Origin of the sequence: Leptolyngbya sp. PL-A3, assembly GCF_039962325.1 — a bacterium.
Taxonomy (GTDB): domain Bacteria; phylum Cyanobacteriota; class Cyanobacteriia; order Elainellales; family Elainellaceae; genus Vacuolonema.
This window is the reverse complement of record NZ_JAMPLB010000009.1, coordinates 65965-92193: the sequence shown is the minus strand read 5'-3', so window position 1 is coordinate 92193 and position 26229 is coordinate 65965. Positions and strand designations below refer to the sequence as shown.

Genomic DNA, 26229 nt, shown 5'->3' with positions numbered 1-26229 from the left:
AAAACCAATGTGTAACGTTATAACTATGAGGAGGAATAGGAAAGTTCGCGATCGCGCAAAATTCGTCGCATCACTTTATTAGAAGCCGTGCGAGGCAAAGATTCCACAATCATCACCCGATGAATTTTGAAGAGAGGATTGAGATGATGTCGGATGGCATGCTGTAAAGCTGTCGTCAGTTGCTCTGGTTGAAGCTGAGTCTCGGGGGCTACAACCGCAAAAACGACCAGCTGGCTGGGACCACCTTCGGGCGGAGAAACGGCGATCGCTGCCGTCTCACAAATCTCCGGAACCGTGTTTAAAGTCCGCTCGATTTCCGCTGCACTAACTTTAATACCTCCCAAATTCATCGTGTCATCGACCCGCCCTAAAGCCCGGTAATAGCCCCCCGGCAACCGCTCAAGTTGATCACCATGACGGCGAAGAGGAATGGAATTCCAATGGGGTGTATAAGCAAAATAGACCTGATGATGATTCTTATTGAGCAACTCTGTAGATAACCCAATCGATGGCGGAATGATGAAGGCTTCACCTTTAGAGGAGAGGCGATCGCCATCATCCACAATCACCAGATCCATTCCCAACGCCGGAGTCGTGAATGTTGCAGGGGCACAGGGCTGAACGCAAGTTCCCGTAACATAGGCACCTCCGATTTCAGTTCCACCGCAATATTCAATTACGGGTTTATAGCCTGCGATCGCCATTAGAAATAGCATGTCTTGGGGATTAGAACATTCCCCTGTAGAGCTAAAGGCTTGAATGGCACTCCAATCTAAACCCTGCATACACTGATTGGTTCGCCAGCAGTTGACCAAACTGGGAACAACCCCCAGGACATTGACCCGAGCATCCTGAAGAAACTGCCCAAACTCCCGACCCGTAGGGGCTCCGTAATAGAGGGCGATCGTTCCTTGATTGATTAACGTGGCATAGATTAACCATGGCCCCATCATCCACCCCAAATTTGTCGGCCACGCAACAATCTGCCCTGCATGAATATCTTGATGTAGATGACCATCTACGGCGCACTTTAGGGGTGTAGTTTGTGTCCAGGGAATGGCTTTCGGATCTCCTGTGGTGCCCGAGGAGAACAGGATATTAGTGTGGGCAGATGGCTCGACTGCGATGGCCTCGAACTGATCGTTTGAGCTTAGAAATTCCTTCCAGAGGCAATCCTCCGATCGCAGTTGCACGGCCGAGATCGCCTCCAGGGACAGCACGATCGCACGAGGGGCCTCTGCCTCTACCACTTTGTGATAGAGGGGTAACTGTTTACCGCCCCGCAGAATATAATCCTGGGTGACAATAGCTTTCGCTTTGGAAATGCGCAAACGCGCCGCAATCTCATCGGCTGCAAAGCTATCGGCAATGCCGACCACTACACATCCCGCTTTGACAATGCCCAGGTAAACGGCGATCGCCTCTGCCGTCATGGGCATCGCAATGGCAATCGCATCTCCAGCTTGAAACCCTGCCTCTACCAGGCCATTAGCAATACGGTTACTCAAGGCGTTTAACTCGGCATAGGTCCAGGTTCGTAACGGTTCTGATTCAGCCTGGAAGATAATGGCGATCGCATCCCCTGGAGCTTGAAAACAGCTTTCCGCAATGTTCAATCGGGCATCCACAAACCACTCTGGCGCTTCGACACCTTGCGATATATTCATCACCTGGGTGTAGGGTTGGCGAAAGCGAATCCGCAATCGTTGAACCATCTGCTCCCAAAACTCCTGTCGATGCTGCACAGACCAGGCATGCAGCTCAGCATAGGAGGTGAGATTCAGCGATCGCATCAGCTCAGCAATATTCGTCTCCCGTATCTCATCCTCTGTGGGAAACCAGGCTGGAGGTGGCCCCTGGTCACTATTCCAATCACGATAGGCCGTTTGGTACAACAGTTCATGTAGGGCAAAAGGATGCTCGGGCTTGAGCAGCTTTCGACTCAACCACTGCCAGCACTCAGCCGCCGGTAGAAAAGCCAACCACCGATTAATTGACGGCAACATCTCAGCGGCATCGCCAGGAGTAATCCCCGTTTCAAGCAACTGCTCTAGAGTGAGTTGTTTCATCCTCTATCCCCCTCCACAACCTAGTAGTCCGTCGAGATAAATTTGAGGGATCCCTCAAATCTATAAAAACTAATTCTTAGGTTTTGTTGAGGGGTTGTAACCCCTCAACAAAACCTGGACATCTAAACAGACAACGGCGCGGCCGTTCCCAATAAAGCCACCACACCAAACACCATACTCAACCGATCCCACAGAACAAACGCCTCATAGGTTTGAGAGCTCCGTTGAGTCTGAAACCGCGCTAATGCAATTCCCAAACTGATCACTGTAATCAGCGCGAAAACCGTAAATACCCAGGGATGCGCCATGGGCAGCAAAGTCACCGCGAGGGGAATAGACCCCAGCAAAAGTATCAACAAGCCCCAGGCAATGGTAAATGCCGTTTGGTCTCCTAACCTGTTTGCAATCGTGACAATGCCCTGACGGCGATCGCCCTCCGCATCATGAATATCCCAAACAACCTCCTTTGCAAAAGCAAGGCAGAACAAAAATCCAATAGGATACAGCATGGCAAAAGGACGCCCCGCGACTAAACTTCCCAGAAAAATCAGCCCGGAGATAACGGTAGCCACAATTAAATTGCCTAAAATCCCGTTGAGCGTCAGCAGGTGCGAATACTCCCACAACACCGCCGTACTCACAGCCACTAGAAGAAAGGGGTAAATTCCTAAGGGAATAGACGCCACCAGAGCACATCCAAACAGAATAGCCGCGGTGTACCAGACTTGCTGAGGCATTAGGCGACCCGATGGCAACGGCCGTTCTGGATGATCAACCCGATCTTTTTCAACATCCCAATAATCGTTGATCGCGCAGGCCGCAGACATCATGCAAAACAGAATGAGCGCCGTCAGCCAGTAATGATGAACTGGAACAGTATGATTTAGGGCAACGATCGTGGCACAACCAGCTATCCCAGCCATAATCCCTACAGGCAGACGAAAGAGTTGTGCAAAATCTCGCAGGCGTTGACCCGGATTTGAAGCATTGGGAGAAGTGTGAGGGGTATCCATAGCAAGTTCTCCAGAATCAAATTTAAGTTTGAATAGGCATTTAACTGTAGGGGGCCAGTTTCAGCAAAGTACGGTTAGATAAAGCGGCAGGAATTGAATAGGTGCCACGTAGGAACGGGTTTTACCACAATCTTTAACGACACAACCGAGATTGTTTTTAAACCCGCCCTGGGAGTAGATGACTTTTGGTAAACAGGGCAGGTTTTGCCGGAAGGTTAACTATCACAGTTATGGGTTGTTTGCTAAACCCGCCCCTACGGCGATTTTTAACGGATGTTTTATAGGTAGACATGCTCCAGGCGATCGCGCTCCAACCCATTCCAAAAGACAGCGATCGCCTCCAAGATTTCCCGCCCCCCTTGCATAAACTTCTCCCGATCAAAGTCAGGATGGAAATACACCTCCTCCAGTTCTTCCAGGGTATGCCCAGCGTGTTGACCCTCAACCCGGTTATGCCAGGTAAAAAAGGCGAGACGTAGATGGGGGTAACGGGTTTGCTTCAGTATCCCCAGGCCGTCTTCTAACTCTTGCCAGAAACCAGCCGCTGCCCAGTTTTCAACAGCAAAGCTGGCTCCCTCGGCGATCGCCGGGTCAGCACTGCCATACAGACGAATCAATTCATCACAGAAATGTAGAGTTGTGGGTCGGCCATGCTGCCGCTTCCCAATCTCCCCAAAGTCCAGTCCTAAACCGTTTGCCACATCCGCCAACCACTCAAAATGCGCGGCCCGGAAGCGACAAATTCCACCGTCTACGGTGCCCTCCGTACTGACCAATTCAGGGTCACCCTGCCGATCTTTTTCATCCTCACTCAGGCCTGTGGAAGGAGCGATCGCCTGCTCCGGTTTGCGGTAGATCACTCCTAACTCATTCAACAAAATTTCTCGGCCCGCTCGTGATTGTTGCAGGTTGGGTGCATTAATAATTTTTTGCAGCGCTGCAATCAAGAATTGATTTGAAAAGACCGAGAACTGCTTAATGAAGTGACGCAGTTCTGTATCGGAAATCTGGCCTTCGCTAAACCAACGGGTATAGACGTTGTCGGTAATGATGGGATGGTGAAGAAGTTGGCGATCGACCTGGGTCAAAAATTCTGCAAATTCATCCACTTGCGCCTGAACCAATTCCCCCCGTTGTAAACGCTCCTGAATACGAGACGAAATAGTCAGGCCCTCTGGGGATTTTGTAATGGTGTAATTCATAATGGCATCCTCTACCTATCATTTTTGTCACATCAGGGCGTGTTTTAGAATTGGCTGGAAGGATTATGTTTGCATGCACTTTACAGACGAAAAAATAGCTCTTAAAACAGACATTGAGAGTTATATTGCTAAAGCCCTTGGTGTTACAAATACAAAGTGTTTGTAACACCAAGGGCTTTAACAAAACGGTCCAATGTAGTTTTGCCATGAGTTTGAATTATTCAGCGATCCAGCTATAGGGATAATCTTTGTCTTCCAGGTCATAAGCATAGCGGGTTAACTTTAATGGCCGAAACGTATCAACCATAACGGCAAACTCATCGGTTCGGGCTTGACCAATGGATTGCTCATAGGTTCCCGGATGGGGACCATGGGGAATACCGCTGCAATGCAACGTAATCGACCCTCGCTCTATGCCCTTACGGGAAATAAAGTTTCCTTCGACGTAGTACAGCACCTCATCTGAGTCGACGTTGGAGTGGTTGTAAGGGGCCGGAATCGCCAGAGGGTGATAATCAATTAAGCGGGGCACAAAGGAGCAAAGGACAAAGCCCGGTCCCGCAAAGGTTTGATGCACGGGAGGGGGCTGGTGCACCCGTCCGGTAATCGGTTCAAAATCCTCAATATTGAAGGCATAGGGCCAGAGATACCCGTCCCAGCCCACCACATCGAGAGGGTGGCGGTGATACAGGTAACGGGTGATGTAATTCCGGGCCTTAACCCGTACCTCAAATTCGCCCTCCTCGTCGTGGGCAACCAGGCTTTGGGGAGGGCGAATATCCCGTTCGTTGTAGGGGGCTTGCTCCAGAAATTGACCGGAACGGTTCAGATACCGTTCCGGCGGGGTAATGTGCCCGTGAGCTTCAATCACCAACATCCGCTGTTCTACATCCGCATCCGGAATCAGCCGCCAAAGTACCCCTGCCGGAATGACCAGATAATCTCCGGGGCGATAGGGCAAAATGCCAAACTGAGTTTCTAAAGCCCCTGTGCCATCGTGAATAAACAGCACCTCATCGCCATCTCCAAAGCGATACCAGTAGGTCATGGGAACCGTGGGACGGGCGATCGCAATACAAACATCTGCATTGCCCATAAGGGGAACTCGGGAGGCGATCGCATCCCCGCTCCCTCTAACCACTGCCGTTCGCAGATGATGGTGCCGCAAGGGCCAATCCTCTTCGTAGGGAATGTCCACTTTTTGTTGCAGCAGAACTTTGTAAATTTGAGTCGGCGGGTGCAGATGATAAAGCAGAGCTTGAATCCCTGAAAACCCATGAATTCCAATCAATTCTTCGTGGTACAGCGAACCATTGGGTTGGCGAAACTGCGTGTGTCGCTTGTGGGGAATCGTGCCGAGCTTGTAATAGTAAGTCATGGCTGCACCTTCACAAATTACCGCGTACTGCCTGCTCCCGTTCGATCGCCTCAAACAATGCTTTGAAATTCCCCTCTCCAAAGCCTTTCGCCCCACATCGTTGAATCACTTCAAAAAAGAGGGTCGGTCGATCCTGAACTGTTTGGGTAAAAATTTGCAGCAAATAACCGTCTGAGTCGCGATCGACGAGAATGCCTAATTCTGCCAGTTTTTCTACCGCTAGATTAATAGGCCCAACTCGTTCTGTCAAATCCTGATAGTAGGTGCTTGGAACTTGTAAGAACTCTAACCCTGCGGCTTTCAAACAGCTCACCGTTTCGATGATATTGTCGGTTGCTAAGGCGATATGTTGTACACCGGGCCCCCCGTTGTACTCCAGATATTCCTCAATTTGAGATTTGCGTTTGCCGGAGGCCGGCTCGTTGATGGGTAATTTGATGGTGCCAGTCTTGTCCTGCATCACCTTAGACATTAAAGCCGAGTATTCAGTTGAAATCGCCTGCTCATCAAAGTGCACCAGCACCTCAAAGCCCATCGTTTCAGCAAAAAACTGAACCCATCGCTCCATAGCTCCCAATTCCACATTGGCGACCACATGATCAATGGCTGTTAAACCAGACGTATGGTGGTTTTCTGTGAGCGTACAAGGTTTAAATCCAGGAGCAAACGCACCCGAGTAATGACTGCGATCGACAAATTTCAGCAACACATTTCCATATAGGTGAATCGCTGAATAACACAGCACTCCAGAGTCATCTTGCGTCTTTGTGGGTGGAATCGCTTCTAATGCCCCCCGATCGGTAGCTTCCAGGTAAGCTTTCTCTGCATCTGGTACAGCAAGCGCAATGACAGCAACGTGATCACCATGATCCCAGGCAAGTTTGGCAATGGGGTGTTGCGGATTGAGGCCACTACTGACGACAAAGCGGATATTTCCCTGCTCCAGAACGTAGGAAGCGACATCCCGCTCTCCGGTCTCTAGCCCCCGATAGGCTGTATTAGTAAAACCAAAACATTTGGAATAAAAGAGGGCTGCCTGTTTGGCATTACCAACGTAAAACTCGAGATGATCAAATTGTTGAATTGGAAAACGATCGCCCATACAAGCCTCTCCTTAAGTTTCCCACTGCCAAAGCTCCCGCCAGACCTGATCTAGCAGACAGTGAAGAAACATGATGCAAACAGTTACAGCCTCTTCCACGATCAAGCAAGCTTGATCGAACCAGGATACCGACCGTTGCCTTCGAAGCACACGTTACTACCGAGTTCGGTTAATCCCATCCTAACGAGTTAGGCCTAGTTCCATTGTGGTACTGATCCCCGGTAGAGCAACCTCTGTCAGGAGACTGATCCCCGCTGTCTCTCCAGAACGATTAGTCAAACAAAGCTTTCGCAGTAGGATACAGGTATTCCAATTTCATTAGGACATACCGTTCTATGACCTCATCGGTGCAGACCTTGCTGTCAGCCGTTGTGGACTATGCCGGGCTTTTTCCCCCGGCCCAGTTGAGCCTGCCAGAAGCTATCGGGAATTATGAACAGGACCGGACGAGTTCTCAGGCCTGGATGCTGGGCCGTTTTGTATTACCTGCTGGGCGAGTACCCGAGTTAGCATTCCTGACTCAATCTTCCGGCTCTGAACCATGGCCTTTGAGTGTAGTTCTATCTGGGGGTTTGGAAGCGATTTTGGAGCAAATGCGATCGCTCCAATCGGTCCCACCCCAGGCTACTCCCAGTTCTTCCCCTCTGGCTCTTGCCGCCTTAGAATTTCCGCCCCTGCCTCCAAGCGCCCTTCAATCCTTACTGCCTCAAATGCCAAACGGGATTGATGCGTTCTTTGAAGTTCCTTTTACCGATCCGCTTCCCCATCTGAAGGCTCTCAAGGGAACGGGTGCCTTTGCCAAGATTCGCACTGGTGGCATTAAAGCTGAGGCATTTCCAACGGTTACTCAGCTCAGCCAGTTTATTTTGGCCTGTGCAGACGCTGAAGTGGCGTTCAAAGCAACAGCGGGGTTACATCATGCGCTACCCGGCGACCATCGCCTTACTTATGAGCCTGAGAGCCCTACAGCACCTATGCACGGATTTTTGAATGTGGCGATCGCCGCCACCTTTGCCTACTCGCAAGCAGCAACACTGGAAGACCTATCCAAAATTCTGAGAGAAACTCTGGCGGTCCGAGGAGATTCCTCCGAAAAGGAAAGTGGTTTTGTGTTTGAGAGCGGCGGTATAAGATGGGGTGCTCACCATATTTCTTCCACATCAATTCAAGCAACCCGCCAGCATTTCTTTCATGGTTTTGGTTCCTGTTCATTTCAAGAACCCATTCATGATTTGATGGAATTACAGTTATTGGAGACGTCACTCACGCCACAAAAACTAGCAACAAAATGATGTCAAAGTAAATTTATTTTTGAATATCTATGCATTACTCAATCAATGAAACCCACAATCCCAACTTGAAAAGTTGGGTTGAATCCGCCAATACTCCAGATACCGATTTTCCTATTCAAAACCTTCCCTTCGGCCTATTTCAACCGCTCGGCAGCACCGCATCTCCTCGTATTGGCGTCGCAATTGGGAACTACATTCTAGATCTCTCTCAATGCTCTCAACTGGGCCTATTCCAAGAGCTTCCTGAAGCTGTGCAAATGGCTTGTACCGCACCTACCTTAAATCCACTAATGGCACAAGGGCAGAAGGCTACTTCTGCTCTAAGGACCTGCTTGAGCCGGTTACTACAGGCTGACGAGCCTTCCTCACCTCCCAATCCATCTCTCCTCATATCAATGGCTGAGGCCGAATTGCTAGTACCAGCCCACATTGGCGATTACACCGATTTTTACGCCTCCATCTTCCACGCCACCAATGTAGGCAAACTGTTTCGCCCAGATAACCCTCTACTGCCAAATTACAAATATGTTCCGATCGCCTATCATGGGCGAGCTTCCTCCATACGGCCCAGCGGCACGAGTATTCAGCGGCCTAAGGGACAACGCAAAGCTCCTGATGAAACGGCACCCAACTTTGGCCCCTGCCGCTTGCTAGATTACGAATTGGAGGTTGGGTGGTTTATTGGGGCGGCCAATGAGTTAGGAAGGGCGATCGCCATTGACCAGGCAGAAGAACACATTTTCGGACTGTGTTTGGTCAACGACTGGTCAGCCCGAGATATTCAGGCATGGGAATACCAGCCTTTAGGGCCGTTTCTGGCTAAAAACTTTGCGACGACTCTCTCCCCCTGGGTTGTCACCTTAGACGCTCTGGCCCCCTTCCGCTGCGCTGCATTTCAACGACCCGAGAGCGACCCACAACCGCTGCCCTATCTGACGCTGTCCAGCGATGCTCAGACCAGCGGCATCGATATTACGGTTGAAGCCTGGCTCCAGTCAGCACAGATGCGAGAGCAGAGCATAGAACCCATCCGCTTGAGCCAAACCTCTTTCCAATACATGTATTGGACCCTGGCCCAGATGGTTACCCACCACACCAGCAACGGGTGTAACCTTCAACCCGGTGACCTGATGGCAAGTGGTACGGTATCAGGTCCAGAAGCAGGCTCCCTGGGATCGCTGATAGAGATTACACAACGGGGTGCACAGCCGATTTCACTGCCGACTGGAGAGGAGCGATCGTTTTTGCAGGATGGGGATGAAGTTATTCTGCGCGGATTTTGTCAGAAGCAGGGTTACGCCAGGGTGGGGTTTGGAGAATGCCGGGGCATTGTGCAGCCTTCAATTGATGAAGTTTGAGTGGCCAGCTTCCTAATTTACAGTGCTTTGTGCTTGAATTGGCTACGGTTGTTTCTGTGAGAGCGCGGCTCTTACAAAAACAACCAGATTTTAAGCGCTTGAGAAGCGCTGTAAGTTGGAGAGCTACTTTAGGGCGATCGCCCTAAACGCTAGAGTCCGCAGGCACCCATACCGAAACAGAACCAGCATCGCATCGAAAATTGGCCCATCCTTCATCATTCGTGGTGATCAGCTCGTCGATATGTTCAGTGATATCAATGTAGGTACAATTGGGTTGTCCAACCTCCATCCATTTTATGCCCGCTTCCCCGTTACTCAGCACTACAGCCATGCCACCGGGATGTTCTTCATCCCCTAAACGGGTCCAGCCGAGAGTATTGGGGTGGTCAAAATAGTCGTACTGATCACCATAGGCATAGGTTTGACGGGCATACAAGAATTTGTCAATAATCCATTGATGGCTATCGAGCCAAATCTCATGCTCGTTACCATCCCTGCCCTTATCTTTGTAATGGGCACCGTAATAATCGGCATAGAAGATGCAGGGATAACCCTCACGCCGCAACAGGATTAATGCATAAGCTAACGGCTTAAACCAACCTTCTACCACAGATTCCAATGCTTGCAAGGGCTGAGAATCGTGATTGTCTACCAGGGTAACGGCTAAAGCGGGTTGCTGTTGCACCAAAGTGTTATCAAAAATTTGCCGCATGTCGTAATGGTTGCCCCGAGTGCTGGCAACGCTGAAATTGTGATGCAATGGAGCATCAAACAACAGCACATCACCACCCGTAAGAGCAATGAAATGGTGTAATGCTTCAATGTCGTAAGACCAGTACTCGCCAACCGCAAATAGATCGCGGCCCGCATACCGACGGCAGTGGTTCAGCCATTCGGGAAAAAAGCCTGCTTTGACATGCTTCACGGCATCAAAGCGAAAACCATCCACATCCGTTGTATCAATAAACCATTCACCCCAGCGCTTTAGTTCATCACGAACTTCTGGATCTTCCATATCCAGATCACAGCCCATGAGGTAGTCAAAAGCGCCTTTTTCTAAATCAACTTGTTCATCAAATTTCTTTCCTTTAAAGAGGTAAACAGCATCCTCAGATTCGTTATAAACGTTGTAATCAACCGCATCAAAATGCCACCAATGCCATTCCATTTCAGAATATTTTCCGTGGCGACCTGGGAACGTAAAATGTGTCCACACCTTAATCGTTTGCATGTCACCAATGGGGCGATGGCGATCTTCTGGATCGTACGGTGTTGCTTCTACTTCTTCCAGTTCATCAGCCCCTAGTTTGTGGTTGAGAACGACATCAGCATAAACCCGAACACCCGCAGCCTTGGCAGCTTTGATAGCCGCGACATACTCCTCTTTCGTTCCATATTTGGTACGAACAGTGCCCTTCTGATCAAACTCCCCTAGATCGAACATATCGTAGACCCCATATCCAACTTCCTGGGCACCGCCCACACCTTTATAAGCTGGAGGTAGCCAAACTGAAGTTATACCTGCTTCCGCCAATCCCTGAACACGCTCTGCAAACTCATTCCATAAAGTACCATCGGATGGAATATACCAATGGAAATACTGCATCATCACGCCATTAAACTGACCCACTGATATTCCCCTATTAAAATTTTGGATAATCAAACTCAACTATAAGAACTATAACGAAAGCCTTCATTTATGTTTGTCCATCACCAGATAGAAATACAAGATACCTGTAGTTACAGTTACATTAGTTCGGACAGTTTTTCTGAAACCCTTGATTTTGCGTGCGCGAAGCGCACGCAAAATCAAGGGTTTCAGAAAACTGTCCAGAGTATTGAGTTATTGAAGTTGTAAGTGAGCAGTTGCCATTCAACATAAAACCCAAAAGGCTATGCCATCTTTTAGCTCAACTTACGTCTCAAAAAACATTTCACAAATCATGGAGAAACGTTATAAATGGCGATGGTTACTGCTTACTCACTGGTCTCAGGAGATGTCTGAGAGAAAACCTAATGTTGTCCTCTATTCATTCCGTGCACATGGAAACACTAAAAGCATTACAATCTGGGCAACTAAAGGGAAGTAAAAGACTGGATTTGGCAGCTAACCTAACCGAGTTTCCAGCAGAGATTTTTGACCTCGCAGATTCCCTGGAGATCTTAAATCTCACCCACAATCACCTGAAATCGTTGCCAGATAACTTTGGTCAATTACAGAAGCTCAGAATCGCTTTCTTCAGTAACAACAACTTTGAAGAATTGCCCGCTGTGCTATCTCAATGCCCCAATCTTTCCATGGTGGGCTTCAAGTCAAACAAAATTAGAGCGATCGCCGAAAACTCTCTCCCTTCCTCTGTCCGCTGGCTCATTCTCACCGACAATCAAATTGAGCAACTCCCCACATCCTTCGGGCAGTTAAGCCAATTGCAAAAACTCATGCTGGCGGGAAATCAGTTGCGATCGCTCCCCGAAGAAATGGCCGCCTGCCAAAACCTGGAACTGGTTCGCATCTCAGCCAATCAACTCACAACACTTCCCTCCTGGTTGTTCAGCCTACCCCGTCTATCCTGGCTCGCGTTCTCCGGAAATCCATTTTGTGAGCAATCCTCATCGGAAGCACCTCTGGAGGAAGTGGATTGGGCTGACCTAAGCATCGAAAGTACCTTAGGAGAAGGAGCCTCTGGTGTTATTTCCAAGGGAGCCTGGGCCACTAAATCCACGCAAAATGTAGATGTTGCCATCAAAGTATTCAAAGGAAAAGTCACAAGTGATGGGCTTCCGCTGGATGAGATGCGATCGTGCATTGCCGCTGGCACTCACCCCAATTTGGTCAGGCTATTGGGCAAGGTGAAAAATCATCCTGAACAGAAGGCAGGGCTGCTCTTTACATTCGTTCCCCCCACCTACAAAGTCCTTGGTAACCCTCCCAGCTTCGACACCTGCACCCGAGATACTTATCCCTCTGACGCCTCTTTTTCAGTGCCAGTTATTCTCCAGATTGCCCAGGGCATAGCGGCTGTAGCTGCCCACCTTCACGCCAGAGGCATTACTCACGGCGATCTGTACGCCCACAACATTCTGGTCAACTCCCAGGGAGAAAGTCTACTGGGGGATTTTGGAGCCGCATCCTTCTATCCATCCAGCATTTCAGACATTGCCTCATCGCTGGAATATATCGAGGTCAGAGCCTTTGGATGTTTGCTTGAGGATTTGCTGGATCGCTGTGTTGTGGGTGATGGAGATGTGGGGGTGTGCGATCGCCTGCGCACCTTACAGCAAGCCTGCATGAACCCTGTTCCACCTATGCGCCCTACGTTTACAAAAATCTGTGATGTTTTGGGGGCGATCAGCTGACCTTTCCAGGCTTCAAAGAATTGATACTGCCGTCGCTAAGCGACGGCAGTATCAATTCTTTGAAGCCTGGAAAGGTGAAACTACCTATAAAACTGAACTACCACCTTGCCTACGTTTTTCCCAGTTAGGAGGTAATTAACGGCAGTTGGAATGGATTCAATCCCATAAAACGGGGTTGGGTTGATGGCAACACGAATTTTTTGGGAATAGAACAGATCGAGGAGGCGATCGCGCGCCTCAACCATATACTCTGCATAATGCGGCATGAGAAACGCCCGCACTGAAGCTGCTTTCCAAAAAAGCTTGTGATAAATACGAGGCTGAAGAATGGGTTGAGGAGCTTTGGCATATTCTGAGATAAAACCAATACTTACTAACCGTCCTCGCACGGCTAAATTCTCAACACAGGTATCAAAGACGGTGCTGCCTACACAATCGAACACCAAATTTATGCCGTTAGGATATTCATTTTGCAAAACGCCATGTAGATCTTCCTGGTGGTAGTTGATGATGCGATCGCACCCTAATTCCTGCAAAAGTTGAGCTTTGGCCTCTGACCCGCAAGTGCCAATCACATGATTTCCGGCCAGCTTTGCTAGTTGTACGGCAATGTGTCCGGTTCCCCCAGCAGCAGCGGTCACTAATACGGTTTCCTGACTGCGCATTTCCCCCGCCTGCTCTAACGCCACGAGAGCCGATATTCCTGTCGGCATTAATGTCAGGATTTCTGGAATGGCCTCAGAAATCTTGACCGCAAGGTGGGCCGGCACAACTTGATACTCTCGATAACCTCCCCCTCGCGCTATGGTTGCAACCGCATTTCCAACGTCAAAACCGTCTACAGCATCACCGATTGCCACGATCTCACCTACCGCTTCAACACCCAGATCGAAGGGGGGGGTGAGGTTCACATAGGGTACGTTCCCCTGGCAAAGAAGGGTATCAAATCCGGCATTAACGCCAGCAAATTTGTTGCGAATCAGAAGCTCGTCAGAGTTTGGGGTGGGGATGGGGAGTTCTTCAATGGCGATCGCCGATTGAAAATCCGAGCTGAACTGTTTAACAACAAGCTTTTTATAGGTGCCGGATTGCATTGCAGCGCATCCATTTTTAATGGGACGGTGAATTGGAGGGCGATCGCATTCCCAAAGCCGGAATGTTTATCGTACTTATTTCATTCAAACATGAGTCAGATGCATCTCACGTTTGTGAATGAGGCAGGCAAAGCATTCCTCACTCACAAACGTGGCTTCCCAAATCTACAAAAGTGGGATGTATTCCATGAGTCTGTTTGCCAGCAAGGGTATAGCATTAAATTTACAGGCTCAGATTCGTTAAATGATGCGCTTCAAATTCGTCGAGAGGCCGCAACGTCATGGGTGAACAAAACCAACCATCTTCATCTATATCTCCATTAGCAGACGATTTAAATACAAATTTAGTCCCAGAGGATTGGGGTGGTGATGGTCAGAGCCGGATGCATTTATCTGGGCGATGTACAGCTATCACGTCAAAATATCTCCCTCGTCAATATCAGTATTTCGACAGCGATCCGGTTCCCAAACAACCATGGCAGGTTCATGGTGTACCCAAAACTGTCACAGCTACTGGCCGGGTGCTTTCCTGGCATGACAATGGCGCATCTACCGTCAAGGTTTTACTGCCTTCTCAATTTGAAATACCTGCAGGCAGATTTACCGCAGATCTGGAAATTTTTGTGCTCAGTGGCGCTATCCAGATGGGAGATTGGAAACTGGGCAAAGACAGCTACTCCTTCATTCCAGCAGGCGTCAGAGTCGGGCCATGGAAGACCTTAAATGGTGAAGCAGCAGAAATTTTATGGATGGCAAACGGTAACTTGCAGTATCAGGATGCGGAAAATCATCCAAATGCCAGGATGCGTGATTTTATTCCCGCATTAGACAGTAAATTGCTCTCCTGGGGAAGAACTGACACGACGCAGTTTTTCGAATCGAGCAAGAAGTGGCTGAGAAAAGCCGCGAATGGTGGAGGAACGTGGTTACTCGCTATCCTGCCCCATTATGACGGGAGGCAGGCGATGATTCAGTCCTATAACGAAGAAGCATATTGTCTGGCAGGATATTGCGATATTGGCAACTATCGATTCCTCAAGGGCCACTATGGCTATGTCCCCAGCTTCACCACGTCTCTCAGACACATTTCCGAAGACGGCTGTTTATTCTTCATTCGAGTGGACAGAGATTTATCCCAATCGGGAACCGTCTTGTCCTATGCAGATTGATGGGTTGGTACTAAAAGATAGAATCGTTGATTAATGGTGCCGTTCTTCCTGAATTAGCGTGCGCTGAAACAGTTGATGATTCTTAAACCAGTGCCAGGTGCGGGTGCGGTGATTGTTGCAAGGACTAATTTGAATCATTTCATAGAGGTAAAAGTCTGGAATGGTTTTGTAGGAGAACTTGAGGATAACCGTTGTATCATCAGCTTCCCATGCCTGTCCCTGAATCCGATCGGTGTCAAACCACAGTTTTTTGTCGCGGTAGATGCCAGGAAACTGGTGTTCCTCCTGCTTACCATTTGTCCAGGTATAGCGATTGATTTGATAGTAATCATACTCGCCTTCCTGAGGAAACTGACAGGATAAGCGGGCTTCGTGCTGGTCAAGGATTTTCGCCGTTGCATCAATCAGAGTATAGGTGCCAAACCACTCCCCTTCATGGCGGGCAAGAACAGGCATTTCTTCGCGGATGTTAGACATTGTTGTGTTTTTTATACAGGATTAATCACTGGATAGCTCCAAACTGCATGGCAGTAATCAGTTGTTACAAGATTTAACCCATTCCGGTGATATTTAGAATTAAAACCACCAGGGGTCCGCGATCGCCCCCGTCTTAATCAACAACGCCTTCCTACGCATAAACCGCCTCAAGGCTGCCGCGCCCATACGGGAACCGCCCATACCTGAGAATTTAAAAGCATTTTTCTCACCCTCATGCATGATGGCTGTAAGTGCGGCATCATTGATGCTGATGGCTCCAGCATCCAACTGTTCTGCGATCGCGATCGCCTCCCCCTCTGTCCCTGCAAAGACAGCAGCACTCAGCCCATAAATCGTGTCATTTGCTAGCGCGATCGCTTCTTCAACAGAAGAGAAGGGCATCACGGGCATGATAGGCGCAAACGTCTCTTCGGTCATCACCTTCATCGAGTGATTAACATTCGTGAGTACGGTTGGACGACACCATAAGCCGCCTTCTAAGGTTTCTACTCTGCCGCCGCAGTGAGCGATCGCCCCTTTCGCAAACGCATCTTCTAAATGCTCAGAAATAATGGTGGCCTGTCGTTCGGCAATAATGGGGCCAATCGGCCCGTCCTTCACCGTAGGGTAGGCGAGCTGAAGTTCTTTGGCCTTGTTCACCAGCCGATCAACAAAGGGTTCAACGATTGAATCAGCCACATAAATTCGCTCAATCGACAAGCAGGATTGCCCCGTGTTGACCACCGACCCCCATAAAAGCGCGGAGGTGGCTAATTCTAAATCCGCCGAGTCAAGAACAATCGCGGGATCTTTGCCGCCTAACTCCAGAAACGCGGGAATGAATTTTTGAGCCGCTGCACTGGCTACCTTACGCCCCGTTGCTACACTGCCTGTGAAGCAAATTAAGTCTACCTGTTCGATTAAATCAGCGCCCGTTTCTCCAGCCCCCTCAATGTAGGTGAGGACGGATTGGAGTGCGGGAACTGAGGCGATCGCCTCCATTAACGGCTTCAAGAAACGCGGCGCAATTTCACTAGGCTTCACCACAACCGCACAGCCTGCTAACAGAGCCGGAATCGTATCGATTGTGGAGAGTAAGAGTGGAAAGTTCCAGGGACTAATGACCCCCACCAGAGGATAGGGAACAGCGGTCTGCTGTAATCGAATAAAGGGAATGGCCGTGTTCCGTTCCTCGCCCTGCAATAGCTCAGGAGCTATATGGCACCAGCGATCGAGGCTTCCTAAAAAGGAATCAACTTCTAGTACAGAAACACCGAGCCGACCCGTATCTGCGACCAATGCCTCAATCAGCTCATCCCGTTGTGCCTGAACAGCCTGTTTCCATTGCTGTAATGCTTCAATTCGGGCATCCAATCCCTTCTGCTGCCAGTCCACTTGAGCGTTGCGTAAGCCACCACACAGCTCTGTCAGCTCGTCTGGGATAGGTGGTGTGATGTGGTAATCAACCTGGCCTGTGCGGGGGTTGCGAACACCTATTGAGGTATCCATAGCTGATAGCTCCCTATTTGGAGGAATGAGGCTTCGCACCCATCCCTTAAATCACATCTGAGTTGGCTAAATGTTCGATCGTCTGCTGCTGGGTTTGCATGAAGTGCTTGCGATCGCCCTCCCCATCAAGCATCGTATTAGCCGGATAAAACTGTGCCTGACGGTAGCTCTCAGCATACAGTTCAAAGCGTTGTCGAGAAAGCAAGTTGGTTAATCCGGGGCGACGACGGTAACGGCGTAGGGCGGCCAGATCAATTTCCGCAAAGGCAGCCATGCTTTCGCCGGTAGCGGTTTCGGCTAACACCAGCCCGCGATAATCAATGATTTTAGAACCTCCATCAGCCGAGGCGATCGGGATGGGAATTTGGGCAATACCTGCCGTATTGGCGGAAACGACGTAAGCCATGTTTTCAATCGCACGGCTGATTTTGGCAACGTCTTTGGGCGATCGCTCCTTACTCCCATAAACCTCTGAGGTCATGTGCAGAAACACCTCCGCACCCCGCATCATCAAACAGCGAGCAACTTCTGGGAACAGGATTTCATCGGAGGCGATCGCGGCCAAATTCCCAATCTCCGTCTTCACTACAGGGAAAACCCCTTCCAGGCCGTAATGCTCCAGATACTCATCCCACACATCATGGGGAGTGGGCGCAAACATGGAGTTTAAGCGTCGGTAGCGCAGGACGACGTTGCCGCTCGGATCGATCACAAAGCAGGTTTGAAAGTACAGCTTTGGAAAGTGTGGATCGAGTTCGTAAGCATTCCCTGCTAAGAAGATGCGATGCTTTTGAGCAATCTGCCCGAGGGCTTCATACTCGGCTCCTCCTATCTCCAAGCAGGCCTTATCAGCCCAAACCGCGAATGGTTCGCCCAATGGAAAGCCAGTCAGGAAATACTCTGGCAGCACAACCAAGCGACAATCAGCCCCGATAAACGCAATACTGGCCGCGATTTGAGAGCCGATGCGGGCGATCGCCTGCTGCATTAGAGTGCGGGCTTCCTGGCGATCGCTTGCCTGATTAATGGCATGACAGGTCAACTGAAGCGCCAACGCTCGGTATGCCTCAGTAGTAGCAACGTGTTCCATATTCAATTCACGTGTTTAATGCTTTATCCCATTCCAATTGGTGGCTCAAACCATATTTAACAAAGTCTTCCACTTGAGCTTTATCATTCTTACCAAAAACACCCAGGCTGTAAGGGTTCTCTTGCATCCGCTCCTCAACGAATTCCTGTTCCATTCGGATCACATCTTCTCTAGGTTTATCGGGTTTGAAGAAATCTACAACCAAAACCGTTCTCTCGTGCTCCGTGTAGTTATGGGGACAGTGGGGATAGCTGTGGTCTAACACCATAAATTCGCCTTCATGCCAATAAAACGTGTCATGGCAAATTTTCATGGCAATATCTCCCTCAGGCACAATCAGCCCCAAATAGCCACGATTTGTGTGCAGGTTATAGTTCACATGTAGCTTCACATCTAGCCCTGGATGAAAGGTTCCATAATACACATTCCTGAGAATGTTATCGTTAGTTGAATTTGTTTTTTCGATGATTTCGCTCAGTTTCGGAAAATATCTTTCTCTTAACTGAAAAACTTTTTCTGCAACATTTTCCCCATCGTATTCAGGGTGTTTAATTTGATGTACTCGGATATAATCCTCAATCAGCAACCCTTGAAATAGAACACCAAACGCGCTGTATTTTGCAGTGCCTTTCGTTTTCACCGTTTTACTTTTTGGTCCCATCACCTCATGGGCAAATCTCAGCTCTTCCTCAGATGCTTTGTTCTTAAAAAATGTAAATTCATCTCGAATCGTCTGCCAGTTTTCCTGCAACGTGTTGAGGAAAGGAAACTGCTGGGGGTCTAAATGATACTCGTTAAATTCTTCCATAATCTTTTCTCCTGAATCTGTGTGAAATGAAGCCGTTATAATTTCATTCTAAAAGTTTTATTTTGAGCAACGTAAGAAAAAATGATGTCTAGCTTTGTGTCAATGTGAACCCTAATTCCACATTAAAGGGGTAGAAGTAGGGTTTCACAATTGACGTGAATTTACAACGGCTTCCGGCAAGAGGTGTTATGTCTACAACCCCCACTCTAGATAGATTGATCAAAAACGTGCGGGTGGTTCGACCCCATAAATCATCCGTCGATCGCCTGGATGTGGGCATTAAGGACGGTAAATTCAGTCAAATCGCACCAGAAATTAGCCCAGACCAGGCTAAGGAGGTATTTGATGCTCAAAATCTCCTGGGCTTTCCAGGGGTTGTTGATGCTCACATGCATATTGGCATTTATCAAGAGCTAAGACAGGATGCGATCGCCGAAACCAAAGCTGCCGCCATGGGCGGAGTCACCACCAGCCTCAACTATATCCGCACCGGCCAGTATTACTTGAATAAAGGCGGTTCCTACAAAGATTTCTTCCCAGAAGTGCTGGCCTTATCCGACGGCAACTTTTTTGTGGATTATGGCTATCACATTGCACCGATCGCCCCTCAACACATCGACGAGATAGAGTGGCTGTATGAAGAACATGGGGTCGCTTCATTCAAAATCTTTATGTTTTATGGTGGGTATGGGTTGCATGGGCTATCCAATCAACAAAATTTGTTTTTGATGATTCAGGAGGGCGATCGCTACGACTTTGCCCATTTTGAATTCATTATGCGAGGGCTGACTCGGCTAAGGGAGCGCTACCCCAACCTGCAAGACTCCATCAGCCTCAGCCTTCACTGTGAAGTGGCGGATATTCTCAATGCCTACACCAAAATCGTGCAGCAAGATTCGTCCCTAACGGGTCTAAATGCCTACAGCGCAGCTCGTCCACCCCATTCAGAAGGACTCGCCATTTGCATTGCCTCCTATCTCGCCCATGAAACGAATTGCGCCAATATTAACTTACTCCATCTCAGTTCCCGCAAAGCTGTCGAAGCGGCCCTGATGATGCAAACCACCTTTCCCCACATCAACTTCCGGCGAGAAGTCACGGTGGGTCACCTCCTGCTAGACGTGAATGCGCCCACCGGGAAATGGGCCAAGGTCAATCCTCCCATTCGCCCCCGAGCCGACGTCGAGTACTTATGGAATGCCGTTTTGCAAGATCAGGTGGATTGGATTGTCAGCGACCATGCCTGCTGTTCAGCAGAGCAAAAAGCCAGCCTTAACGATCCAGACAATATTTGGTTGGCAAAGTCTGGTTTTGGAGGGACAGAATACTTGCTCTCCGGCATTGTCAGCGAAGGCAGCAAGCGGGGTATGTCCTACAATCACATGGCCAGGCTCCTCAGTTGGAATCCGGCTCAGCGGTTTGGACTGTTTCAAAAGGGTGATATTGCGATCGGCTACGATGCCGACCTGGTACTGCTAGATCCCACTGAAAGTTTTGTGGTACGTGCGGCCGAATCTCCTTCACAGCAGGGCTATACGCCTTTTGAAGGGATGGAGTTAACCGGCCGAGTCAAGCACACATTTCTGCGCGGGAATCTGATTTACGATCGCGGAGAGATACTGGGTTCGCCACAAGGACGTTATCTGAGGCGATCGCAAAACCTCTAGCCGGAGACCATCATCGATTGTAGGGGGGGGGTTTACCGTTATCTAAACAACAAAACTGGGGATGTTGCTCAAACCCGCTCTTTCTGTGGAATGCGATTGCCAACGAGGGCGGGTTTTGCCAAGCGGTTAACAACACAGGCAGAAATGGTCGGCTAAACCCGCCCTTACATCCTCAACGGCATCATGAGAATGCGATCGCAAACCAGGGCAGGTTTTGCCGAACGGTTAATAACACAGGCAGAAATGGTCGGCTAAACCCGCCCCTACATCCTCAACGGCATCATACCCTGCGTCCAACAATCACCCAGGTCATCTCATCCGGTGCAACTAAGCCAAACGAGGGTTCATTAAACTCATTCGATAGGATTGGTGTTACTGACTTTGCATTGCTGTGGGTGATGCGATCGCGAAACTCCTCAATATCATCAACTTGATAGGTAAAAAGAGAAATTCCCAGTGATCCAGGCTGAGCAAACTCAAGCTTATTCGGTGTCGAGTACAGCGGTGTGTAAACTTGTAAAACCCCTACATCCGTTTTGGGTGACATGAATGACGATAAAAGAAACTCCTGTCCCTCTTCTAACATTAGAATTTCCCGCGTTGCAGGATTTTGATACCCCGATCGCTTCTTCGTATTGTTAGCCGAAACTAACCCAAAAACATCGGTGTAAAAACTAACGGTGTCATGATCCGTTGTGACAATACTGGAGTGCGTTCCCTCACTGACACCCAGGGGGGAACTTGGATCAATCACCCCATAACCGGGACGTGTGTAGTTGTAGCGTTGAAAGAAAGCCTGCCGCGTTTCTGCGCCAATAACAAAAAACTCGCGCACACCCGTAAATCGTTCATAAAAGTTAGTACCGGGTTGACCAACAAATTCAATGCCTCGAATCGGTTCCGTCACAACCCAATCACCGCCATTAGCCTTGTCATCATTAAAGGCATCCGCAACGGCATAGATATCCTGCACCAACGAAGCAAACCATCGGCTACCAATCACAAACGGGTGTGATTTTTGCAGCCCTTCATTGCGAGGTTGCTCCCAAATCATGACGCGAACCAGGCCATGATCCGCCGAATTCCCATTTTGCAAACGGATCGATGTCAGGTTAGAGGCGTGCCCATAAAGCGCATGAGCCGCTTCCGCCGACAACTCCCCCCGCTGAATTTCCCGATACCCTAGCTCTGCCCAGTACCGGAGCGTCTGCTGCTCTTGCTGAGAACCAATACAATGCTCGAAGATGCCACTGATCATAGTTTGCAGAACAACTCCTATGGATGGGTTGTGGAGAAGCAGGTGAACGCGATCGCTATAACCAAGCTACAACAAAAAATGGCGATCGCTCGTAGGGGCAGGTTTTGCCATTATCCAAGCGACACATCCGAGATTATTTTTCAAACCTGCCCTTGCAAGGGGCGAGCGATCGCAAACGAGGGCATCTTCTTTGGGAAGGCTGACTATACAGGTTAAGCATCAGTACTCGCCTACAAAATCTGAATGAACCCAGAGAAACTCGCGCCGCTTGTTCTGTACTCGCACCAACCCACCAAAACCTGGATCTTTGTCCTTCAGCATTGCGTGTAGTTCTCGTAGCATGGAGCCTTGGGCACGAACGGCTTCGCCCTGTTCAAATTCAAGGGAATCACGTTTGTTTTGCCAATCGATCGCTATATCACTGCTTTTGATGCCAAATTCAAGGCTTTTTTGACCCAGGTCTAATTCCTCTTGAATGCCTTTGTAGGTGGCATCATCTAGCATGAATTGAGTTGTTGAAGCGGCAACGGGTAGAACCAGGCTTAAGGTTCCAGTTAGCAGTTTGAAGTAGGGAACTGCTTTTGTAAACCACTCACGATTGAGTTCCAACTCATAAACTCCCTGTTTGCTACCTGAAGGATTGAGAACCGGAAGAGGTTTGCGCGAATGTTCACACCACAGGGTGAGTTGAAATTTTTCGCTAACCCATGTGGGGCGATCGAAAAATCCTGGATCAATGGGCTTGAAGCTGAACAGGCGCGGGCCATCTTTGGCTTCATCCGTAAGCATCTGCATCAATATTGCAAATCTCTCATCTGCTTGGCTTAAGAGCTGACGATCATTTTGATTAAGTACCAGCTCTTTCAAGGTGTACTGCCAAAGAGCTTTATAATTGGCTGAGATCAGCACCCAGCAAGAGCTTTAATCATGTTCACCTATCCTTGACAGGAGGGCAAAAGTACTAAAAACTGAGAGAAATTGCCCTGTTTAAGAGCGTTTTGAATATTCTTGTCCAAAGTTTTCGTCAGTTTCTATCAGAATGGCTCTAGCTTGTAGACGGTAGATTCTCATACTCAAAAGACTGTAATTCTCATCTGGGAAGGATTTTATGAATTGTTAAAAATAGCTCAATCGACCTTGAAAGGGCTGGATTAAGTACCTGAAATCGTTGTTGCTCCCTGTTATCTAGAGTACGTATGTCTCTACGAATACTATCCAGCCTATTTCTGACAGTTCCTAGTTCTTCAACAAGCATTTGTTCAGTAGAAGTCTTTCGGGAGGTAGGTGCATTTCGCATCAAATCATCAATATTCAGCCATTGATTACAGCCAGAAACCATGCAAGGAAACTTCGGCATCCCCTGACGTCTGCTCTCAATTAATTTCTGCACTTCAAATAGTCCAATGCCTGGTTGATCCTTTCCACAAGGTTCGATGCATGGCACCATCACCTCACACCGTAGTCCTTCCCAAAAATGCTCAACGAGCCACTTCACTTCTTTAGTCAGCTCATAGAGAAAGAACTCCGGATAGGCAGCTCGGACTGTAATTCTAATATCGTTGCTGATATGTTCGAGCAAGGCTCGACCGTTGTAATCGTTATCGAGCATTAGGCCTCGTTGCCAGTGAACGCTGTTTTCATAGTTAGTACGTCCTAGCGAGTATTTATGTAAGCGAACGATGAGTTGGTAAAACAGTCCTTCTGCATTGGCACTCTGACCGCGATCATCAACGATGCGGCATATTTGTACCTGCTGTCTGTCTCCCTCGTCTGGTTGTTCACCCCAATTGAGCAATTGCTCAGGGCGATTGTCAGGAACCAGTTGGGCAATCAGACTGGTAGTGCTTTCTTCTCTAGAAGCTGGATCGAAGATAACTTTATAGGACAGATCGAAGCGTTCCATTAGCCGCAGAAATACCGGATGGAGTGCTTTGGGATAACCCTCTTCTCCTGCAAAGGGAGGATGGCTCCACAACTGGCTGAGATACTCAAACTCGACCAATCCGTTACGGCACCGAGTCGTTTCATCATCCAAGACAAAGCTGATGGCTTTGGCTAACCAAGCAGGCTTGAGGATGACAATATCTTGCAGGATGGGGTCGTAGTGGTAATGGATCAAATATCCCAGAGTATGAGATACGCGAACAAACAGTTCGGCAGCAAAGCCCTCAAGACCCTGTTCTTCACAAAGGGCAATCACGTCTTTGTAAGGCAAGTGGGTTTTGCCAGATTCTCCCAACAATTCCCGAATGTGTTGCCATTTTGTGGGAACCTTGCGACCCATGCCGGGTAGGGTAGCGGCAACATTTGCAATTGCGTCTTGCAATTCATCAATGCCTGTATTCAGCTTGCTATCAACATGAAAGAATCCCGCGATGGTATCGCTGCCGAATAGGTCAGCCAATTCCTGACGATCAATATCCGGCTGTCGCTGTCCAGGGCCACCATGAGTTGCTACCACCAGCACTTTTGCATCAGGCTCCCGATGCTTGATCAGTATAATCCACTCTTTGACAAACCCCTGCTGTGGCCCCTCCCGTGGCTTCCACACCACCAGATAAACCGCAGAGGAACTAAAAAATAGCTGATGCGTGGGACGATAAACCCGCTGTCCCCCAAAATCCCAACCATTCAGTGTAATTTCTGCTCCATTACTAGAAGCAGTGACAATGACAGGCTTAATTTCAATTCCATGAGTCGTAGGACGACCATCGACCCATTCATCTCCCCGCAGCGCCCCCAACAAGCAACTCTTACCGACTTCACCCTCACCCACCAAAATCAGTTTTGCCTCATTCAGCATTACCTCTCCCTCTGCCCTTGCCCTCAGATATTGCATGACGGCTTCAGTACCTTGCTCGTAAGCGGCAGCAATATCAGGATTCAGAGGATTATTATCAAGCTTAACTTCGTTTAAGTGCTTGAGCTGATGTAAAAAAATAGGCAGGTCTACAATATAATTTTCGTTAAGTAAAAGAACCTTTAATTCTGCTAGTTCTTCAACTTGCTCAGGAACCTTTATTAACTCCAGAGAGCTAAGATTCAGAATTTTTAATTTACTTAAATAACTAAACTCTTTCGGTACGACCTTGAACTGATTTCCCCAAATATAGAGCCGTTCAATTTCTGTAAGCTCTTTTAATGAATTTGGCAACGACGAAAGCTTGTTGCCGCCAACTGCTAAATGCTTTAATTGTATAAGTATGCAAATCCATTCTGGTAGGCTGGTCAGGTTATTCGCATTAAGGACAAGAGTCTTTAGCTGGGTGAGAGAAGCAATTACGTTTGGTAATTCTACAAATTGATTATCAGAGAGCTCAAGAAGTTGCAACTGGGTGAGGGATACGATCGCCTCCGGTAGCTCCGTCAATTGATTGTCAATAAGGTAAAGCTCTTGCAACTGGGTGAAGGATGCGATCGCCTCTGGCAATTCCGTCAATTCGTTGTTCGAGAGGTTAAGCTCTTGCAACTGAGTGAGAGATACAATCGCCTTCAATTCCGTCAATTCGTTGTTGGAGAGGTTAAGCGATTGCAATTGGGTGAGAGAGGCAATCGCCTCTGGCACCTCCGTCAAACCCAGTCCACTCAAATCAAGTTCCGTAGCTCCTTCCTGAAAGGCTGCTTCAATTCGCCGTTCTGCTTCCTGATAGGCTTCGTCTCGCGCCATATTCTCTCACTATGCTTTCTGCTGACTCTGTTATAGCCTCTTGTTCTGCTAATTCGGTCAAGGCATAGAATAAAGGCAGTATGAGAGCGATCGCCCGTCACGCTAACCCCAAAATCATGATGCAGACCTTAACTCTGATCGGACAGATCGACACCAATGGTCATCTTCGGCTAGATGTACCAACCGCCTTACCTCCCGGTGAGGTTGAGTTGGTTTTGGTTATTAATCCTGCCGCACCTCAAACTGCTCCGTCTCCCAAATACGATTTTTCCAACTTGGCTGGCAAACTGCAATGGCAGGGGGATGCGATCGCCACTCAACGGGCATCGAGAGATGACTGGTAATCGGTACTTGCTCGATACAAATGCGGTGATTGCTTTACTTCAGGGCAATCAGCAAGTGCTGCAACAGCTTCAAAGTAGTGATTGGATTGGGATATCAATTATCAGTCAGCTTGAATTCCTGTCGTTTTCAGGGTTAACCGAGAGCGATCGCCAACTTTTCAACCAGTTTCTTCAGCAGATTGAAACGCTCGGATTAGATCCTGCACAACCTGATCTAATAGATTTGATCATCCAACTGCGACAAACCTATCGTCTTCCTTTGCCCGATGTCATTATTGCAGCTACGGCTATTCAGGCAAATGCTAGCTTGATTACCGCTGATAAACAGTTAAAGACGATTCAAGAGATAACGGTTGTAGATTTTTTGCCTTAAAG

Annotated in this window: 22 protein-coding genes; 8 read left to right on the top strand and 14 right to left on the bottom strand. The window is 48.6% G+C overall.

Features of this window, described 5'->3' with window-relative positions:
• Positions 1 to 23: 23 nt before the first annotated feature.
• The 5 genes from NDI52_RS09615 to hppD all read right to left on the bottom strand — a co-directional run bounded on the left by NDI52_RS09615 (position 24) and on the right by hppD (position 6764).
• A complete protein-coding gene (locus tag NDI52_RS09615) occupies positions 24 to 2069 on the bottom strand; it encodes an AMP-binding protein (RefSeq protein WP_190774227.1) in 2046 nt (681 codons plus the stop codon).
• Positions 2070 to 2191: 122 nt separating this feature from the next.
• Entirely contained in the window at positions 2192 to 3082 is an 891-nt protein-coding gene (locus NDI52_RS09610; protein ID WP_190774226.1) for a geranylgeranylglycerol-phosphate geranylgeranyltransferase, read from the bottom strand.
• Between the two features lie 278 nt (positions 3083 to 3360).
• On the bottom strand, positions 3361 to 4284 hold the full coding sequence (locus tag NDI52_RS09605; protein ID WP_190774225.1) for a hypothetical protein: 924 nt from the start codon (positions 4282 to 4284) through the stop codon (positions 3361 to 3363).
• 217 nt (positions 4285 to 4501) lie between these two features.
• Positions 4502 to 5662 carry a homogentisate 1,2-dioxygenase gene (locus NDI52_RS09600; RefSeq protein ID WP_190774224.1) on the bottom strand — a complete coding sequence of 387 codons (1161 nt, stop codon included), beginning with the start codon at positions 5660 to 5662 and terminating at the stop codon, positions 4502 to 4504.
• A gap of 10 nt (positions 5663 to 5672) precedes the next feature.
• Complete coding sequence (gene hppD, locus NDI52_RS09595) at positions 5673 to 6764, bottom strand: 4-hydroxyphenylpyruvate dioxygenase (RefSeq protein WP_190774223.1); 1092 nt, start codon at positions 6762 to 6764, stop codon at positions 5673 to 5675.
• 335 nt (positions 6765 to 7099) lie between these two features.
• On the opposite strand from hppD, the gene NDI52_RS09590 reads away from it, so the two are divergent.
• Together NDI52_RS09590 and fahA are read left to right on the top strand one after the other, a co-directional pair.
• A complete protein-coding gene (locus NDI52_RS09590) occupies positions 7100 to 8056 on the top strand; it encodes a hypothetical protein (RefSeq protein WP_190774222.1) in 957 nt (318 codons plus the stop codon).
• Between the two features lie 29 nt (positions 8057 to 8085).
• Positions 8086 to 9414: a fumarylacetoacetase gene (gene fahA / locus NDI52_RS09585; RefSeq protein WP_190774221.1), complete on the top strand. Its 1329-nt coding sequence runs from the start codon at positions 8086 to 8088 to the stop codon at positions 9412 to 9414.
• A gap of 142 nt (positions 9415 to 9556) precedes the next feature.
• Here fahA and NDI52_RS09580 read toward each other — a convergent pair whose 3' ends face one another.
• Positions 9557 to 11044, bottom strand: a complete 1488-nt coding sequence (locus NDI52_RS09580) for an alpha-amylase (RefSeq protein WP_190774220.1) — start codon at positions 11042 to 11044, stop codon at positions 9557 to 9559.
• A gap of 386 nt (positions 11045 to 11430) precedes the next feature.
• Between NDI52_RS09580 and NDI52_RS09575 the strand changes: the two genes are divergently transcribed.
• The gene (locus NDI52_RS09575; RefSeq protein ID WP_242045972.1) at positions 11431 to 12771 is read left to right on the top strand and encodes a leucine-rich repeat-containing protein kinase family protein; all 1341 of its coding nucleotides are present in this window, start codon (positions 11431 to 11433) and stop codon (positions 12769 to 12771) included.
• 80 nt (positions 12772 to 12851) lie between these two features.
• Here NDI52_RS09575 and NDI52_RS09570 read toward each other — a convergent pair whose 3' ends face one another.
• Positions 12852 to 13865: a zinc-binding dehydrogenase gene (locus tag NDI52_RS09570; protein ID WP_190774219.1), complete on the bottom strand. Its 1014-nt coding sequence runs from the start codon at positions 13863 to 13865 to the stop codon at positions 12852 to 12854.
• Between the two features lie 281 nt (positions 13866 to 14146).
• Here NDI52_RS09570 and NDI52_RS09565 point away from each other — a divergent pair, with 281 nt between their 5' ends.
• A complete protein-coding gene (locus tag NDI52_RS09565) occupies positions 14147 to 15034 on the top strand; it encodes a DUF4437 domain-containing protein (protein WP_190774217.1) in 888 nt (295 codons plus the stop codon).
• 30 nt (positions 15035 to 15064) lie between these two features.
• Here the strand turns inward: NDI52_RS09565 and NDI52_RS09560 are convergent, their stop codons facing one another.
• The 4 genes from NDI52_RS09560 to NDI52_RS09545 form a co-directional block, all read right to left on the bottom strand.
• On the bottom strand, positions 15065 to 15511 hold the full coding sequence (locus tag NDI52_RS09560; RefSeq protein WP_190774216.1) for a DUF3598 family protein: 447 nt from the start codon (positions 15509 to 15511) through the stop codon (positions 15065 to 15067).
• 99 nt (positions 15512 to 15610) lie between these two features.
• Positions 15611 to 17020 carry an aldehyde dehydrogenase family protein gene (locus NDI52_RS09555; protein ID WP_190774215.1) on the bottom strand — a complete coding sequence of 470 codons (1410 nt, stop codon included), beginning with the start codon at positions 17018 to 17020 and terminating at the stop codon, positions 15611 to 15613.
• 46 nt (positions 17021 to 17066) lie between these two features.
• On the bottom strand, positions 17067 to 18110 hold the full coding sequence (locus NDI52_RS09550; RefSeq protein ID WP_190774214.1) for a nitrilase-related carbon-nitrogen hydrolase: 1044 nt from the start codon (positions 18108 to 18110) through the stop codon (positions 17067 to 17069).
• 7 nt (positions 18111 to 18117) lie between these two features.
• Positions 18118 to 18918: an aspartyl/asparaginyl beta-hydroxylase domain-containing protein gene (locus NDI52_RS09545; protein ID WP_190774213.1), complete on the bottom strand. Its 801-nt coding sequence runs from the start codon at positions 18916 to 18918 to the stop codon at positions 18118 to 18120.
• Positions 18919 to 19106: 188 nt separating this feature from the next.
• On the opposite strand from NDI52_RS09545, the gene NDI52_RS09540 reads away from it, so the two are divergent.
• On the top strand, positions 19107 to 20585 hold the full coding sequence (locus NDI52_RS09540) for an amidohydrolase family protein (RefSeq protein ID WP_190774212.1): 1479 nt from the start codon (positions 19107 to 19109) through the stop codon (positions 20583 to 20585).
• Positions 20586 to 20865: 280 nt separating this feature from the next.
• Here NDI52_RS09540 and NDI52_RS09535 read toward each other — a convergent pair whose 3' ends face one another.
• Positions 20866 to 21843 (bottom strand): hypothetical protein, encoded by a 978-nt coding sequence (locus NDI52_RS09535; RefSeq protein ID WP_190789538.1) that lies wholly within the window; start codon positions 21841 to 21843, stop codon positions 20866 to 20868.
• Between NDI52_RS09535 and NDI52_RS09530 the strand changes: the two genes are divergently transcribed.
• Positions 21820 to 22059 carry a hypothetical protein gene (locus NDI52_RS09530; protein WP_190774210.1) on the top strand — a complete coding sequence of 80 codons (240 nt, stop codon included), beginning with the start codon at positions 21820 to 21822 and terminating at the stop codon, positions 22057 to 22059. The genes NDI52_RS09535 and NDI52_RS09530 overlap by 24 nt on opposite strands.
• Before the next feature lie 3 nt (positions 22060 to 22062).
• Here the strand turns inward: NDI52_RS09530 and NDI52_RS09525 are convergent, their stop codons facing one another.
• Together NDI52_RS09525 and NDI52_RS09520 are read right to left on the bottom strand one after the other, a co-directional pair.
• Entirely contained in the window at positions 22063 to 22641 is a 579-nt protein-coding gene (locus NDI52_RS09525; protein ID WP_348256390.1) for a hypothetical protein, read from the bottom strand.
• A 292-nt stretch (positions 22642 to 22933) separates the two neighbouring features.
• Complete coding sequence (locus NDI52_RS09520; RefSeq protein WP_348256389.1) at positions 22934 to 25510, bottom strand: COR domain-containing protein; 2577 nt, start codon at positions 25508 to 25510, stop codon at positions 22934 to 22936.
• 116 nt (positions 25511 to 25626) lie between these two features.
• Here NDI52_RS09520 and NDI52_RS09515 point away from each other — a divergent pair, with 116 nt between their 5' ends.
• Positions 25627 to 25854, top strand: a complete 228-nt coding sequence (locus tag NDI52_RS09515) for a hypothetical protein (RefSeq protein ID WP_199308047.1) — start codon at positions 25627 to 25629, stop codon at positions 25852 to 25854.
• On the top strand, positions 25844 to 26227 hold the full coding sequence (locus tag NDI52_RS09510; protein ID WP_190774208.1) for a PIN domain-containing protein: 384 nt from the start codon (positions 25844 to 25846) through the stop codon (positions 26225 to 26227). Before NDI52_RS09515 ends, NDI52_RS09510 begins: the two co-directional genes overlap by 11 nt.
• Positions 26228 to 26229 lie beyond the last annotated feature (2 nt).

What these genes read in the sequence shown, in the direction of transcription:
- NDI52_RS09615 (WP_190774227.1), bottom strand. Translation starts at nt 2,069, where the DNA reads ATGAAACAACTCACTCTAGAGCAGTTGCTTGAAACGGGGATTACTCCT.
- NDI52_RS09610 (WP_190774226.1), bottom strand. Translation starts at nt 3,082, where the DNA reads ATGGATACCCCTCACACTTCTCCCAATGCTTCAAATCCGGGTCAACGC.
- NDI52_RS09605 (WP_190774225.1), bottom strand. Translation starts at nt 4,284, where the DNA reads ATGAATTACACCATTACAAAATCCCCAGAGGGCCTGACTATTTCGTCT.
- NDI52_RS09600 (WP_190774224.1), bottom strand. Translation starts at nt 5,662, where the DNA reads ATGACTTACTATTACAAGCTCGGCACGATTCCCCACAAGCGACACACG.
- hppD (WP_190774223.1), bottom strand. Translation starts at nt 6,764, where the DNA reads ATGGGCGATCGTTTTCCAATTCAACAATTTGATCATCTCGAGTTTTAC.
- NDI52_RS09590 (WP_190774222.1), top strand. Translation starts at nt 7,100, where the DNA reads ATGACCTCATCGGTGCAGACCTTGCTGTCAGCCGTTGTGGACTATGCC.
- fahA (WP_190774221.1), top strand. Translation starts at nt 8,086, where the DNA reads ATGCATTACTCAATCAATGAAACCCACAATCCCAACTTGAAAAGTTGG.
- NDI52_RS09575 (WP_242045972.1), top strand. Translation starts at nt 11,431, where the DNA reads ATGTTGTCCTCTATTCATTCCGTGCACATGGAAACACTAAAAGCATTA.
- NDI52_RS09570 (WP_190774219.1), bottom strand. Translation starts at nt 13,865, where the DNA reads ATGCAATCCGGCACCTATAAAAAGCTTGTTGTTAAACAGTTCAGCTCG.
- NDI52_RS09565 (WP_190774217.1), top strand. Translation starts at nt 14,147, where the DNA reads ATGGGTGAACAAAACCAACCATCTTCATCTATATCTCCATTAGCAGAC.
- NDI52_RS09560 (WP_190774216.1), bottom strand. Translation starts at nt 15,511, where the DNA reads ATGTCTAACATCCGCGAAGAAATGCCTGTTCTTGCCCGCCATGAAGGG.
- NDI52_RS09555 (WP_190774215.1), bottom strand. Translation starts at nt 17,020, where the DNA reads ATGGATACCTCAATAGGTGTTCGCAACCCCCGCACAGGCCAGGTTGAT.
- NDI52_RS09550 (WP_190774214.1), bottom strand. Translation starts at nt 18,110, where the DNA reads ATGGAACACGTTGCTACTACTGAGGCATACCGAGCGTTGGCGCTTCAG.
- NDI52_RS09545 (WP_190774213.1), bottom strand. Translation starts at nt 18,918, where the DNA reads ATGGAAGAATTTAACGAGTATCATTTAGACCCCCAGCAGTTTCCTTTC.
- NDI52_RS09540 (WP_190774212.1), top strand. Translation starts at nt 19,107, where the DNA reads ATGTCTACAACCCCCACTCTAGATAGATTGATCAAAAACGTGCGGGTG.
- NDI52_RS09530 (WP_190774210.1), top strand. Translation starts at nt 21,820, where the DNA reads ATGCTCGAAGATGCCACTGATCATAGTTTGCAGAACAACTCCTATGGA.
- NDI52_RS09535 (WP_190789538.1), bottom strand. Translation starts at nt 21,843, where the DNA reads ATGATCAGTGGCATCTTCGAGCATTGTATTGGTTCTCAGCAAGAGCAG.
- NDI52_RS09520 (WP_348256389.1), bottom strand. Translation starts at nt 25,510, where the DNA reads ATGGCGCGAGACGAAGCCTATCAGGAAGCAGAACGGCGAATTGAAGCA.
- NDI52_RS09515 (WP_199308047.1), top strand. Translation starts at nt 25,627, where the DNA reads ATGATGCAGACCTTAACTCTGATCGGACAGATCGACACCAATGGTCAT.
- NDI52_RS09510 (WP_190774208.1), top strand. Translation starts at nt 25,844, where the DNA reads ATGACTGGTAATCGGTACTTGCTCGATACAAATGCGGTGATTGCTTTA.